The organism is Marinobacter sp. AL4B (genome assembly GCF_019916045.1).
In the GTDB taxonomy this organism is placed as follows: Bacteria; Pseudomonadota; Gammaproteobacteria; order Pseudomonadales; family Oleiphilaceae; genus Marinobacter.
On the sequence record NZ_JAILWZ010000011.1, the window covers coordinates 267,142 to 281,118 of the forward strand.

The 13,977-nt window shown below is 52.4% G+C and carries 11 protein-coding genes; all 11 read right to left on the reverse strand.

The window, feature by feature from the left end:
• Positions 1-64: 64 nt before the first annotated feature.
• Positions 65-1,369 (reverse strand): bifunctional folylpolyglutamate synthase/dihydrofolate synthase, encoded by a 1,305-nt coding sequence (locus K5L82_RS05415; protein WP_223133997.1) that lies wholly within the window; start codon positions 1,367-1,369, stop codon positions 65-67.
• Complete coding sequence (gene accD / locus K5L82_RS05420; protein WP_133005638.1) at positions 1,353-2,279, reverse strand: acetyl-CoA carboxylase, carboxyltransferase subunit beta; 927 nt, start codon at positions 2,277-2,279, stop codon at positions 1,353-1,355. Before accD ends, K5L82_RS05415 begins: the two co-directional genes overlap by 17 nt.
• Positions 2,280-2,317: 38 nt before the next feature.
• Positions 2,318-3,127 carry a tryptophan synthase subunit alpha gene (gene trpA, locus K5L82_RS05425; protein WP_223133461.1) on the reverse strand — a complete coding sequence of 270 codons (810 nt, stop codon included), beginning with the start codon at positions 3,125-3,127 and terminating at the stop codon, positions 2,318-2,320.
• A 17-nt stretch (positions 3,128-3,144) separates the two neighbouring features.
• On the reverse strand, positions 3,145-4,353 hold the full coding sequence (gene trpB / locus K5L82_RS05430; RefSeq protein WP_262492582.1) for a tryptophan synthase subunit beta: 1,209 nt from the start codon (positions 4,351-4,353) through the stop codon (positions 3,145-3,147).
• Positions 4,346-4,975: a phosphoribosylanthranilate isomerase gene (locus K5L82_RS05435; protein ID WP_133005641.1), complete on the reverse strand. Its 630-nt coding sequence runs from the start codon at positions 4,973-4,975 to the stop codon at positions 4,346-4,348. The genes trpB and K5L82_RS05435 overlap by 8 nt, the downstream gene beginning before the upstream one ends.
• Positions 4,972-5,880, reverse strand: coding sequence for a tRNA pseudouridine(38-40) synthase TruA (truA, locus tag K5L82_RS05440; protein WP_133005642.1), 909 nt, complete (start codon positions 5,878-5,880; stop codon positions 4,972-4,974). Before truA ends, K5L82_RS05435 begins: the two co-directional genes overlap by 4 nt.
• Before the next feature lie 86 nt (positions 5,881-5,966).
• Complete coding sequence (locus K5L82_RS05445; protein WP_223133462.1) at positions 5,967-9,104, reverse strand: FimV/HubP family polar landmark protein; 3,138 nt, start codon at positions 9,102-9,104, stop codon at positions 5,967-5,969.
• 282 nt (positions 9,105-9,386) lie between these two features.
• Positions 9,387-10,502, reverse strand: a complete 1,116-nt coding sequence (gene asd / locus K5L82_RS05450) for an aspartate-semialdehyde dehydrogenase (RefSeq protein WP_223133463.1) — start codon at positions 10,500-10,502, stop codon at positions 9,387-9,389.
• A 121-nt stretch (positions 10,503-10,623) separates the two neighbouring features.
• The gene (leuB, locus tag K5L82_RS05455; protein ID WP_223133464.1) at positions 10,624-11,697 is read right to left on the reverse strand and encodes a 3-isopropylmalate dehydrogenase; all 1,074 of its coding nucleotides are present in this window, start codon (positions 11,695-11,697) and stop codon (positions 10,624-10,626) included.
• Between the two features lie 16 nt (positions 11,698-11,713).
• Entirely contained in the window at positions 11,714-12,361 is a 648-nt protein-coding gene (leuD, locus tag K5L82_RS05460) for a 3-isopropylmalate dehydratase small subunit (protein ID WP_223133465.1), read from the reverse strand.
• A gap of 17 nt (positions 12,362-12,378) precedes the next feature.
• Positions 12,379-13,797: a 3-isopropylmalate dehydratase large subunit gene (gene leuC / locus K5L82_RS05465; protein ID WP_133005647.1), complete on the reverse strand. Its 1,419-nt coding sequence runs from the start codon at positions 13,795-13,797 to the stop codon at positions 12,379-12,381.
• Between the last annotated feature and the right edge of the window lie 180 nt (positions 13,798-13,977).

Here is a 13,977-nt window from a genome sequence, read left to right on the forward strand (position 1 = left end):
TTTGAGTTCGATAGTAACTGTGTCAAAAACAGAACTGAAGCCATATCCGGCCAATGAACAAAGTTTAAGGCGCGCTACCTAAGAGCAATGCTCTTGCTTCAGCGACGGTAAAGAAGGATCCAAAAGCTACGACACAGTCTTCGGGCCGTGCAGCTCTGCCCTTGGCACCCTCCAAAGCTTCAGCAATGGTGACACTGACATCTGCACCGGCTACCTCGCCAACACGGGCTTCAAGCTCTTTAACAGACAAGCCTCGGGGCACATCCAAGCCCGCCAGACACCAGTGGTCAACAACTGGGTTCATAGCTAATACAACGCCCTCAATATCTTTATCGCCAAGCGCCGCGTAAACCGCAACTATTCGACCACCACGTTGCTGCTTCAATTCGTAAAGCTTAGCGGCCAGCCAACGAGCAGCGTGGGGATTGTGGCCGACATCAGCGATAACCAAAGGCTCACTGCCAAGCCGTTCGAAGCGTCCCGGCAAAGTAACCGCCTTAGCGGCTTCCTCCAACCGCTCAAGACTTGCATCCGGCAAGAGCTGAACCGCCATGACTGTCGCCGCCGCCACACTTTCAATTGGCAATGGCCCTGCCGGCAAGGCGATACGGCCCTCTGGCACCACCAGATCGATGACTTCAGGTTCGTCTGCACGAGGTTCAAGGCGGTAATCACGTCCTGTCAGCCGAAAATCAACTTTCTGAGCAGCAGCCTGCTGCAACACCGAACTGGGCGGAACCGGATCCGCGCACACCGCCGGGATCCCCGGGCGCAAAATACCCGCTTTTTCAAATCCGATCACTTCCCGGTTATCACCCAGAAACCCAATATGATCAATATCGATGGAGGTAATAATCGCGTAATCGGCGTCCAGAACGTTCACTGCATCCAGCCGACCACCCAAACCGACTTCCAGCACCCAATCCTTAACACCGGCTTGATCAAGGGCCACAAACGCAGCCAAAGTTCCAAATTCGAAATAAGTCAACGAGACGCGCCCCCTCGCCTCTTCAACCGTTTCGAACGCAGACACCAAAGCCTCATCGGACACATTCGTTCCGTTGATCCGGACACGCTCGTTGTAATTCTGAAGATGGGGGGAGGTGTAAGCACCCGTGGAGCGACCCGCTGCTAATAGCTGACGCTCCAAAGTGGCTACCGTTGAGCCTTTACCATTGGTGCCGGCAACGGTAATGATTCGAGCACTAGGCTTTTTCGGGAACAGGCGGCGAAGAACCACCAGAACGCGATCAAGCCCCATATCGATTTCTGTGGGATGAATGGCTTCCAACCACTGAAGCCATTCCTTAACCGACGCACCCTCGCCAGGGCTCTTTACCGCAGTGCCGGAGTTATTCAACAGATTCATCTGCACCCGGCTTTTCTGTTATTTCAAATTCGATAGGAGCCTCGGTACCCGGCTTTTCCTGCCCCGTAAATTTCGCCAACACGTGTGCTATGCGCTCTCGCATCTGATGACGGTGCAGAATCATATCGATAGCACCGTGCTCCAACAAAAACTCACTGCGTTGGAACCCTTCCGGTAGCTTCTCACGCACGGTCTGCTCGATAACCCTTGGGCCGGCGAAACCAATCAACGCATAGGGCTCCGCAATGTTGAGATCACCCAACATGGCCAAACTGGCAGACACCCCACCAAACACCGGATCTGTCATCACCGATATGTAGGGAATCCCCTCTTCTTTCATACGCTCGAGAACCGCGGCCGTTTTCGCCATCTGCATCAATGACAAAATGGCTTCCTGCATACGAGCACCGCCACTGGCCGAGAAGCAAACCAACGGAATTCGGCGCTCCAGCGCAACATTCGCAGCTTGGACGAACTTTTCGCCTACAACTTGCCCCATCGAGCCGCCAAGGAAGTTAAATTCGAAGGCACAAGCAACCAGAGGCACCCCCAAGGTACTGCCGCTCATGGCAACCAAGGCATCTTTCTCGCCAGTCGCTTTTTGGGCGGCCGCCAAGCGATCTTTATAGCGTTTGGTGTCTTTAAACTTCAGGCGATCGTTCGGTTCGAGATCGGCTGCAATCTCCTCGCGCCCATCTTTATCTAAAAAGATCTCGAGGCGGCGCCGAGCGGACACACGAAGATGATGATTGCACTTTGGGCAAACATCCAGGTTCTTTTCCAGCTCTGGCTTATAGAGAAATGCGCCACATTTCGGGCATTTCTTCCAGAGCCCTTCAGGGACACCGGTACGTTGTCTCGATTCCGAGCGAATCTTGCTCGGCATTATCTTGTCCAGCCAGTTACTCATGCTTAAGTCCTGTCCTTTTGTGCCTGGATGCCTAGTTATCAGACAAGGCTATCCAGCGCTTCGCGCATCGGGTACAACAGATCGTGTAACGCTTGGTTCAATGCGTCAGAATCTGATTGATTTCGGGCTATTGTATCCACCAGTACGCTTCCCACAATTACACCATCGGATACTTTGCCAATTGCGCCTGCGGTTTCCGCATCGCGAATACCAAAACCAACACCTACAGGAAGTGCCGTTAACTCGTGGATATGAGCCACTTTTTCGGCGACTTCATCAACATTAATAGTTGCCGAGCCCGTCACGCCCTTGATAGAAACATAGTACACATAGCCAGACGAGTGCTTACTAATTGCTTTTATTCGATCATCCGTCGTAGTTGGGGCCAGCAAGAAGATCGAGTCCATATTGCGCTCGGCAAACAGCGGCGCAACGTCACTGGCCTCTTCCGGCGGCAAATCAACGGTCAAAACCCCATCAATGCCTGCGTTAGCCGCTGCATCAGCAAAGACTTCATATCCCATCGCTTCCATCGGATTCAGATAGCCCATTAACACCACCGGGGTATCGGCATCGGTTTTACGAAACTCTTCAACCATACCAATCACCTGACGCAACGAGGTGTTGTGCTTCAGAGCTCGCTCACACGCCAACTGAATAACGGGGCCATCGGCCATCGGGTCCGAAAATGGAACCCCAAGCTCAACAATATCCGCGCCCGCTTTTACCAGCGTGTGCATCAGGCTGACCGTTTGCTCAGGATGAGGATCACCCGCAGTAATATAGGGGATCAGCGCTTTACGCCCCTGCTCTTTCAAGGATTTCAATACACCTTCAATACGACTCATGCCTGCTCCTGATACCTTCAGATCTCGATGCCATCCAACTGGGCGATGGTATGAATATCTTTGTCGCCGCGGCCCGATACGTTAATAACCACAACCTTATCTTTATCCATGGTCGCAGCCAGCTTCAACGCGTACGCCACCGCATGGGATGACTCCAGCGCCGGCATGATGCCTTCCACTTGGGTCAGTGTACGAAAACCCGCCAACGCCTCTTCATCAGTCACTGACACATAATGGGCTCGACCGATATCTTTCAACCACGAATGCTCTGGGCCCACGCCTGGGTAATCGAGGCCGGCACTGACAGAATGCGTTCCGGCGATCTGGCCGTTCTCATCTTCCATCAAGTATGTACGGTTACCGTGCAACACGCCCGGACGACCAGCGCACAGAGGCGCAGCGTGGTCACCGGTCTCAATACCTAAACCGCCGGCCTCAACACCGTAAAGCGCCACCGACTCGTCGGTCAGGAACGGGTAGAACATACCGATGGCATTCGAGCCACCACCTACACATGCAACCAACGCGTCAGGAAGCTTGCCCATTTTTTCCATGGACTGCTCGCGCAATTCGCGACCGATCACGGATTGGAAGTCACGCACTAACAGCGGGTATGGATGCGGGCCAGCAACGGTACCTATGATATAGAAAGTCTCGTCTACGTTGGCGACCCAATCCCGCATCGCCTCATTCATGGCGTCTTTGAGTGTTTTGGTGCCGCTTTCGACTGCGTGGACCGTAGCGCCCAGCAACTTCATGCGATAGACGTTCAGTGATTGGCGCTGAACATCTTCAGAGCCCATAAATACGTGACACTCAAGACCCAACCGAGCACAAACCGTCGCGGTAGCTACACCATGCTGACCGGCGCCAGTTTCAGCGATAATACGTTTTTTGCCCAGGAAGCTGGCGAGCAGTGCCTGGCCAATAGTGTTGTTTACCTTATGGGCACCGGTATGATTCAGATCTTCGCGCTTCAACCAGATTTGTGCACCACCGGTTTCGCGAGTCAGACGCTCCGCGAAATAGAGCGGACTTGGCCGGCCGACATAATCCGCCAAATCTTTATCAAACTTCGCCTGAAATTCCGGGTCATCTTTCAACTGGAGATATTCTTTCTCCAGCGTCATCAATGAGTCCATCAGGGTTTCGGAAACAAACCGGCCACCGAAGGCACCAAAGTGACCTCTGGAATCCGGGAGTGCCTTCAACATTTCATCAGTCAGTTTTACGGACACTTTGCACCTCTTTGCAGAAAACAGATAATTTGGTGGCGTCTTTAATACCCTTGTTCAGCTCAACCCCGCCGCTGACGTCAACCGCCCACGGGCGAACCTCTTCGATGGCGCGGGCTACGTTAGCAGATGACAAGCCGCCGGCCAATATCAAGGGGATAGGACGTTCTTGTGGTATCAGTTGCCAATTAAAGGATTGGCCTGTTCCGCCGTATCGATCGGGATCCCAGGCATCAACCAACAACCCTACCGCTTTGTTATACGTAGAATAAGCGTCCGAGATCTGTTCTGAGCTCTGAACCCTGATTGCCTTAATCCATCGACGCCCAAACGAATCACAAAATTCGGGCGCTTCATCGCCGTGGAACTGCAGCAAGTCCAGTGGGACCGCATCCAATACAGATTTAACAAACTCTGGTGTTGGATTCACAAATAATCCCGTTGCGGTCACAAACGCCGGAATTGCCGCCGCTAGTTCTTTTGCTTTCTCAACAGACACGGCACGAGGGCTTCGATCGTAAAACACAAGACCAATTGCATCCGCGCCGCTTGCAACAGCTGCTTTTACATCTTCTACTCTGGTTAGGCCACAAATCTTTATGCGCGTTGTCATGAGTCTGTAATCGGTTTTTTGGGATGAATATGGGTTGGAACGATTGGCAAGTTATCTTCTCTACAGAACCACGGTGCCACGAACGCTGGGCCACACAAAATGTCTGGGATGCCAAAGTGCTCAGGATACCCTACATCGACCAGATAAAGCCCGTACGGAGGAGCAGTTACGCCGGCAATCTTCCTGTCCTTTGCGGCTAGAACCTCGCCAACCCACTCCACTGATTGCTCCCCGGTGCCTACCGCCATCAATGCACCAGCAATATTACGCACCATGTGATGCAGGAACGCATTCGCCTGCACATCGATCACAACATAATCACCAAATCGGGTTACTGATATGCGCTCCATAAAACGAACCGGAGTTCGAGACTGGCACCCCGCGGCACGAAATGACGAGAAATCATGCTCACCAGTGAGCACCTGGGCAGCGTCGTGCATTTTTCGTGCATCCAATGGTCGAAAATTCCAGCTCACCTGCCCACGCTGAATACCCGGTCGAACTGGATTGTTGAAAATGACATAGCGATAACGCCGATAGATTGCCGAGAAGCGAGCATGAAAATCCTCAACACCGTTCCCTGCCCAATGCACCGCTATGTCGTTAGGCAACGCCGTATTAATTCCCATGACCCAGGATCGCAACGTGCGTACCGCTTTGGTATCAAAATGCACGATCTGCGAACTGGCATGAACACCAGCGTCTGTGCGACCCGCGCACACTAGCTCAACCGGATGATCAGCGACCTTACTTACCGCTTTCGTTAATTCCGCCTGAACCGACCGCACCCCACTTTTTTGCTGCTGCCAACCGTGAAATGCTTGGCCATCGTATTCAAAAGCAATCACAACTCGACCGTCACCAATCGCGTTATTTGTCGTTAAAGGGGTCGGCTGAAGAAACAATGGAGCATCCAGTTTTACGGGTTCAGAAATACAAAGCGCCGGCACAAAGGCCGGCGCTGTTGCCGTTATACGATGATTATAACGGATCAGGAGAGATTTTTAAGAAGCTCTTTCGCTTCGGCCTTCTGCTCTTCGTTACCCTCCAAGGCAACTTCTTCGAGAATATCCCTGGCACCATCGCCGTCACCCATCTCGACGTAGGCTCGCGCCAGATCGAGTTTAGTCGCAGCTTCGTCAGTACCAGCGAGAAAATCGAAATCATCATCGTCGCCGAGGTCAGCATCACCGATATCTAGTCCAGACAACCCTTGACTTGCGTCATCCTCTGCATCGACTTCCGGAACCAATGACGGAATGTCTTCTGACGAGTCGGCGGCTGCCTCTTCACCTTGGTCCAGTTCATCGAGTGCATCTTCAAGGCTGAGCTCTTCGTCCAATGAATCTGTTCCCTCTGTCGTTGGGTCGGCGGAATCACGTTCAGCGAACTCGCCCATCAAGGCCAAGTCATCATCAGAGACGTCCAACTCGAGATCATCCAGAGCTGATTCGCTTAAATCTAAAGGCTCGGACTCGCTATTTTCTTCGACCTTGTCCAGCTCTGCATCCAGCTCGTCGAGGAAAGACTCGTCAAGACCGTCGTCACCCGAGACCTCATTTAAGGACACCGGCTCACTTTCCTGATCAGCCTGACCCTCAGTATCGACCGACTGAGCTTCCAACTCATCTAGCTCACCATCAAGATCCAGACTTTCAGTCAAATCCAATTCGGGATCAATCGCATCTTCAGTCTCACCCGAACCGAATACAGCTTCATCTTCTTCACTCAACTCGAAGTCTAGACTGAACTCATCTTCACCAAGAACATCATCTGGCTTATCGACCTGTGAGTCCGACTCAACATCCATTTCAAATGAGGAGAAATCGGACTCGTCGGACGTTGAATCCGCTGACTCTTCGGCGTTATCAAGTACTGCAATACCTGTGAGGTCGTACTCAATTGGATCGTCTGGCGAGCCCGCGCTGCCTTTTTCGCCTTCAAGCTCTTCAGCTAAATCAAACTCGTCTAAGCGATCGTCTAGCCCCTGGAATTCATCGTCCAAAGGTGTTGCAGACACTTCAGGCTCATTCTCATTATCGTAGGCTTCTGACGCAAAGCCCGCCAAGGAATCAGAGCGAAGCTCATTTTCAAGATCGTCGATGCTCGGCATTGCTTCCGCTTCTTGCAGCTGCTGCTGCAGAACCACAGCTCGAGCCAGAGCTTCGTCGTCACCAAGGGCTTCTACTTCACCGAATTGCTTTTCAAAAGACTGATAATCTTGCCCCTCGGCATAGGTTTCCAGCAACTTCAGGCGCAAATCTGTGCGGCTAGGTTCGCGCGAAATAGCCGTTTCCAGAACCTCGGCTGCCTTATCCAGCTGACCGTAAGCCATATAGCTATTGGCCTCTGCCAACACTTCATCACCCTCAGGGGTTGCCGCCGCTTGGCTTGGTTCATCTGCGGGCGTTAGGTCAAACCCTTCTGAATCGCCATCATCTTCCGAGTTTAGTTGATCGTAAAACGCTTTCTCGCGATTTGCGTTACGACGAGCAACCAACAACAGCAGAAGCAGCAACAGGATCAGGCCTCCACCCAAAGCAATCTGGTACATCGGGTTCCCGACGACCGCATCCATAAACTGACCCAACAAACCTTTTTTCGATTGCTCTGCTGGTTGACTTTGTTCGGGCTGTTGAACTGTAGATTCGGTATTGCCCGTGCTTGCAACGGGTCCTGCTGATTCTTCCAGTTCATCCGCCGCAACTGCTTCCGGCGCGGTGCTTTCATCCTGCTGGACGCCCGTTTCTGACTCCGGCGCACCCGCTTCCGCGGTGTCCATCGCTGTCTCAACCGATTCTTCTGGAACACCTTCCTCTGAAGTCAGCGAATTATCCTCGCCCACCTCTTCCGCTTCGGCACTCTCATCCGGAGCGTTTGAAGCCTGACCGGAAACTGCTTCAGGGGATTCTCCCTTCGCAGCAGAATCTTCATCGGCGCCGCCTCCAACGGACTGACTACCGTCTGCGTTACCTGAAGCAGCGGACGGCTCTTCAGAGACTACGCCTTCCAAGTCAGCAAGCTGGGAGCTCTTCAACTCCAAAAGACGTTGAAGCGTTTCGACCTGAGCTTGCATATCTTCAAGCTTGGAATTCAGCTCTTCGTTCTCACGACGTGTGGCTTCAAGCTCTTCCATAGCGACTGCGGACCCTGCATCCACACCACCCTCGCTGGCGCCATCGCCACCGGCCGAACCGCCCTGCTCTTCGGTACGAGCCTCGGCTTCATCTACGGCAATAAGGCGAAGCTCTGCCCCAGCTTCCACTTCTTGAGGTTTAACGCTCGGCTGCGGAGTCGTTTCAGCAGTTTGGGTAGCATCTACAGGTCGTGGAGCCTTAAGCTCTTGGTTCTGCCTTGCAACCACCCGAGATGCTTCGGTCTGGCTACGACGCTCAATTTCCGAGAGACTCGGTGCACGCAGCACTTGCCCCCGTTTCAATCGATTTATATTTCCGCCAATAAATGCTTTCGGGTTTTTATCCTGGATAGCCAGCATAACCTGTTGCATTGACACCGAGTTGTTTGGACGCATGCGCTGAGCAATGGTCCAAAGCGTGTCAGACGGCCCGGTAGGACCAAAGCTATCGGCGTTGGCACTAGATGTAGGGGCACTTTGAACGGCGGCTTGCCGGCGCGCAGACTCGGCACTGCGACTGGACTGGGAAACCGTGCTGCGCTGCGGAGCCGATGTGGGCGCTGTTACTTGTTCACGTATGCCTGACTCTTCCGCGTAGACCGGAGGATCAACGAGTACGGCGTACTCACGCATCAAGCGGCCATTTGGCCAAGTGAGCTCAAGAAGGAAATTCAGATAAGGTTCGCGGAAAGGTTCCCGTGATGACACATTGATCACGAGATTACCGTCTGCCTCTGTAATCACTTCAAATTTCAGTTTGCTCAGAAACTGATGACGCTCAAGTCCGACTCGTTGGTAAGCAGCTTCAGGAGCCACGTTAACGAAGACATCACCGGGATCGACTCCACGACTTTGTCGCAACGAAATTTCAGCATCCAGCGGCTGATTCAACCAGGACTGCATCTCAATTTCACCCAGCCCCAGGGCCTGAGCCATACCCGAGCCGAGCCCTCCCGCCAACGCCAGGGCAACCGCAAGCTTGCGTACCTTCATGCTTTTTCCTTTCCAGTCTCCGTTATTCTTTGACTGCTGAATCTCAACAGAATCGGACGAGGTTGGATGACTTTCGTCTTTTTATAGTTTGGGAGTATTGTTGATAAAACCTCTTTTATCAATCAATCAGCTGCTTTCCTTGCACCATTTGTTCACCACTCCCATGGAACTCATTAGTGTCCCTGAAAATAACAGGGGCGGGCACTGAAATCAGCACCCGCCCCGAACCGGCTTATGAAAAACCGGACACAGTTGGCATTAATGACCAACCTGTAACAATTTTTAACGTTCCTGAAGGATTCTCAGCATCCTGCGAAGCGGTTCTGCAGCACCCCACAACAACTGGTCACCTACAGTGAACGCGGAGATGTATTCCGGCCCCATGGCCAATTTACGAATACGTCCAATTGGCACACTCAGTGTACCCGTCACCTTCGTCGGGGTCAGTTCCTGCATGGTCGCGTCGCGATCATTCGGAATTACCTTCACCCAATCGTTACCTTTTGCCAGAATGTTTTCGATCTCTGAAACCGGCAAATCCTTCTTCAGCTTGATGGTCAGCGCCTGACTGTGAGAGCGCATTGCGCCAATACGTACGCAGATGCCATCAATGGGAATCGGGTTACCGCTGCGGCCAAGAATCTTGTTGGTTTCAACGCCCGCTTTCCACTCTTCCTTGCTCATGCCGTTATCGAGTTGCTTATCGATAAACGGAATCAGACTTCCCGCCAGCGGAACACCGAAGTGTTCGGTTGGAAACTCACCTGAACGCATGGTGTCGGTGACCTTGCGGTCGATTTCGAGAATCGCAGACGACGTATCTTCCAGCTCAGCCTTGACGCTGTCATTCAACGCGCCCATCTGATTCAGCAGCTCACGCATGTTTTGTGCGCCGGAACCCGAAGCTGCCTGATAAGTCATGGGAGACACCCACTCAATCAGATCCTGTTCGAGCAGTCCGCCCAGCGCCAGCATCATCAGGCTTACGGTACAGTTACCACCAACGTAATCCTTCACACCCTTCTCGAGTGCTTCATCGATAACGTTGCGATTAACAGGGTCCAGAACGATGACAGAGTGATCGGCCATCCGCAGCGTAGAGGCTGCATCAATCCAAAACCCCTGCCAGCCCGCTTCACGTAGCTTCTCGTAAACCGCCGAGGTGTAATCACCACCCTGACACGTTACAACCACGTCCATCGTTTTCAGAATGTCGATGTCAAACGCATCCTGCAATGCTGGCACTCCGTCTTTGCCTACATCCGGAGCCGGCTTACCCGATTGGGATGTTGTAAAGAACACCGGATCGATGTCAGCAAAATCATTTTCTTCGCGCATGCGCTGCATGAGGACAGACCCCACCATGCCACGCCAACCTACAAGTCCAACTCGCTTCATGTGCGACCTTTGAACCTCACATTATGCCCGCCCCTACCGTTATCGCTGGCAGGGACCGGATGAATGATCCCGCAACGGCTGCATCGCGCCGTTGTCGGGCCTCGGTTTCCGAACCAAAATCTTAAAGCGCGCTAAGTACAGCTTCACCCATTTCACGGGTCGAAACTTTCTTGCCGCCGTCTGACATAATATCTGCAGTACGCAAACCTTGGTCCAACACCTTGCTGACCGCAATCTCAATGGCTTCTGCAGCTTCGTCTTCGTTCAGACTGTACCGCAACATCATTGCTGCACTGATAATGGTGGCCAGCGGATTCGCAATGCCCTGCCCGGCGATATCCGGAGCTGAACCATGGCAAGGCTCATACATACCTTGCTTCTCGGAGTTCAGCGAAGCGGACGGCAACATGCCGATTGAGCCGGTCAGCATTGCTGCTTCGTCAGAAAGAATATCACCAAACATGTTGCCAGTCACAATCACGTCGAACTGCTTAGGCGCTTTCACCAACTGCATCGCAGCGTTATCGACGTACATATGAGACAGCTCAACGTCCGGATATTCGCTCTTCAGCTCTTCCATAATTTCACGCCACAACACGGTCACTTCCAACACGTTTGCTTTATCCACGGAGCACAGTTTCTTGCTGCGCTGCTGAGCAGCTTCAAAAGCGACACGGCCAATACGGCGAATTTCAGACTCAGTGTATTGATAGGTGTTGTAACCCTGACGCTCGCCACTCTCCAGCTGACGAACACCGCGGGGCTGACCAAAATAGATACCACCGGTCAGCTCACGAACGATCAGGATATCCAGACCAGACACCACTTCCGGCTTAAGTGAAGATGCAGACGCCAATTGCGGGTAAAGAATCGCCGGACGCAAGTTCGCAAACAACTCCAAATTGGAGCGCAAGCCCAACAACCCTTTTTCCGGGCGATTTGCCATCGGCAGACCATCCCACTTGGGACCACCGACCGCTCCTAGCAAAATGGCTTCCGCCTTACGTGCCTTATCCAACGTATCGGCTGGCAGAGGCGTATCTTCCGCGTCGATCGCCGCGCCACCAACTAAAGCGGTATCGAAAGACAATCCTAAAGAGAACCTTTCGTTTACTTTGTGCAGCACTTTTTCAGCTTCTGCAACAATCTCAGGACCAATGCCATCACCTGGCAACAACAAAACACTACGGGACATATCAGAATCCTTTTAATCAGTTTCCAGCGTTAAACAACCAAGGAGCCGTTTGGCGACGTGCGTCTTCATAGACCTTAATAGCATCAGCGTCTTCCAGCGTAACGCCGATGTCGTCTAAGCCGTTCAGCAAACAATGGCGACGGAAGTTATCGACATCAAAACTGAAGGACTCGCCATCAGGTGTAGTGACCGTTTGCGCCTCGAGATTTACAGTCAACTGATAGCCTTCGTTTACTTCCACGCTTTCAAAAAGCTTATCAATAACTTTTTCTTCAAGAACAATAGGTAACAAGCCATTCTTAAAGCAGTTATTGTAGAAAATATCTGCAAAGCTCGGCGCAATAATGACACGAAAACCGAAATCATCCAGCGCCCACGGCGCATGTTCACGGCTTGAACCACAACCAAAGTTGGTACGCGCCAGCAGCACGCTAGCATTCTTGTAGCGTTCCTGATTCAACACAAAATCAGGATTCAACGGCCGGCCGGCACAATCCTGATCCGGCTTACCTTCATCCAAATAACGCAGCTCATCAAACAAATTCGGGCCAAAGCCTGTACGCTTGATGGACTTCAAAAACTGCTTGGGAATAATCATGTCCGTATCCACATTGGAACGGTCCATGGGGGCAACAATGCCCTGATGTTGCGTAAATGCTCGCATGGTGTCTCTCCTGTGGATCAGTTCATCAACTCACGGACATCAACAAAATGGCCCGATACTGCTGCCGCAGCCGCCATCGCCGGGCTCACCAAGTGGGTACGCCCGCCGAAGCCCTGACGGCCTTCGAAGTTACGGTTTGACGTAGACGCACAATGCTCGCCCTGCCCCAACTTGTCAGCGTTCATCGCCAAGCACATAGAGCAACCCGGATCCCGCCATTCAAGACCCGCTTCGATAAAGATCTTATCCAAACCTTCCTTCTCGGCCTGCTCTTTCACCAAACCGGAGCCGGGAACCACCATCGCCTGCTTCAAGCCAGCCGCAACCTTGCGGCCCTTAACAACGGCAGCGGCCTCGCGCAGATCTTCAATGCGACTGTTAGTGCAAGAGCCAATAAACACGCGATCCAACTTAATGTCGGTAATCTTCTGATTCGGTTCCAAGCCCATGTACTTCAGGGCACGAACGATCCCTTCCCGCTTAATGAGATCTTCTTCTTTGGCCGGGTCGGGTACATTCGCACCGACATCAGCCACCATCTCTGGTGATGTACCCCAGCTCACTTGAGGCTGAATTTTTGTGCCATCGATTTCAACAACCTTGTCGAACTCCGCATCGTCATCACTGTGCAGGGTGCGCCAGTATTCAACAGCCTTGTCCCAGGTTTCACCCTTGGGCGCAAACGGGCGATCTTTAACATATTCGATCGTGGTGTCGTCTACCCCAACCATGCCGACACGGGCACCGCCTTCGATGGCCATGTTACAGATGGTCATCCGGCCTTCCATGCTCAAACCACGAATAGCCTCACCACCGAACTCGATGGCATAACCCGTGCCTCCGGCAGTGCCGATCTTACCGATAATCGCCAACACTACGTCTTTACCGGTAACACCTGCACCCAACTTGCCAGTCACTTTTACCAGCATGTTTTTCATCTTCTTCTGAACCAAGCACTGAGTGGCCAGTACGTGTTCAACCTCGGAGGTACCGATACCGTGCGCCAAGCAACCAAAAGCGCCGTGTGTAGAGGTATGGGAGTCACCACACACGATACTCATACCTGGCAAAGTCGCGCCTTGCTCTGGCCCGATAACGTGGACAATACCTTGTCGAATGTCTTTGATCTTGAATTCGAGAATACCGAACTCATCGCAGTTCTTACCCAAGGTTTCTACCTGTGTGCGAGACACAGGGTCAACAATGCCATCAATTCCTTTGTCACGGTCGGTCGTAGGAACGTTGTGATCCGGCGTTGCTAGGTTCGCATCGATGCGCCACGGCTTACGATTAGCCAACCGGAGGCCTTCAAACGCCTGCGGCGAAGTGACTTCGTGCAGCAACTGGCGATCGATATAGATCAATGCTGAACCGTCATCGCGCTGTTTGACTAAATGGTCATCCCACAACTTGTCGTATAAGGTCTTGCCCGCCATGATTCTCTCTCACTCTCTGGGGGTTTTTGTTTCATTCTGACGTGAAGCCATCATACTACCTCACCACCAATAACCCCAATTCATGTTTTTCATTCATTGCATTCCAGATGGTTATCGACGATAGTTTTGGCTATAAATCGGCACAAAACTCGAGCTATGGCGATAGCTGCTCCTTCTAAC

Bases quoted from the DNA above. Each gene is read 5' to 3' on its own strand.
- K5L82_RS05415 (WP_223133997.1), bottom strand. From the start codon at position 1,369: ATGAATCTGTTGAATAACTCCGGCACTGCGGTAAAGAGCCCTGGCGAG.
- asd (WP_223133463.1), bottom strand. From the start codon at position 10,502: ATGAAGCGAGTTGGACTTGTAGGTTGGCGTGGCATGGTGGGGTCTGTC.
- K5L82_RS05445 (WP_223133462.1), bottom strand. From the start codon at position 9,104: ATGAAGGTACGCAAGCTTGCGGTTGCCCTGGCGTTGGCGGGAGGGCTC.
- leuC (WP_133005647.1), bottom strand. From the start codon at position 13,797: ATGGCGGGCAAGACCTTATACGACAAGTTGTGGGATGACCATTTAGTC.
- trpA (WP_223133461.1), bottom strand. From the start codon at position 3,127: ATGAGTCGTATTGAAGGTGTATTGAAATCCTTGAAAGAGCAGGGGCGT.
- leuB (WP_223133464.1), bottom strand. From the start codon at position 11,697: ATGTCCCGTAGTGTTTTGTTGTTGCCAGGTGATGGCATTGGTCCTGAG.
- K5L82_RS05435 (WP_133005641.1), bottom strand. From the start codon at position 4,975: ATGACAACGCGCATAAAGATTTGTGGCCTAACCAGAGTAGAAGATGTA.
- accD (WP_133005638.1), bottom strand. From the start codon at position 2,279: ATGAGTAACTGGCTGGACAAGATAATGCCGAGCAAGATTCGCTCGGAA.
- leuD (WP_223133465.1), bottom strand. From the start codon at position 12,361: ATGCGAGCATTTACGCAACATCAGGGCATTGTTGCCCCCATGGACCGT.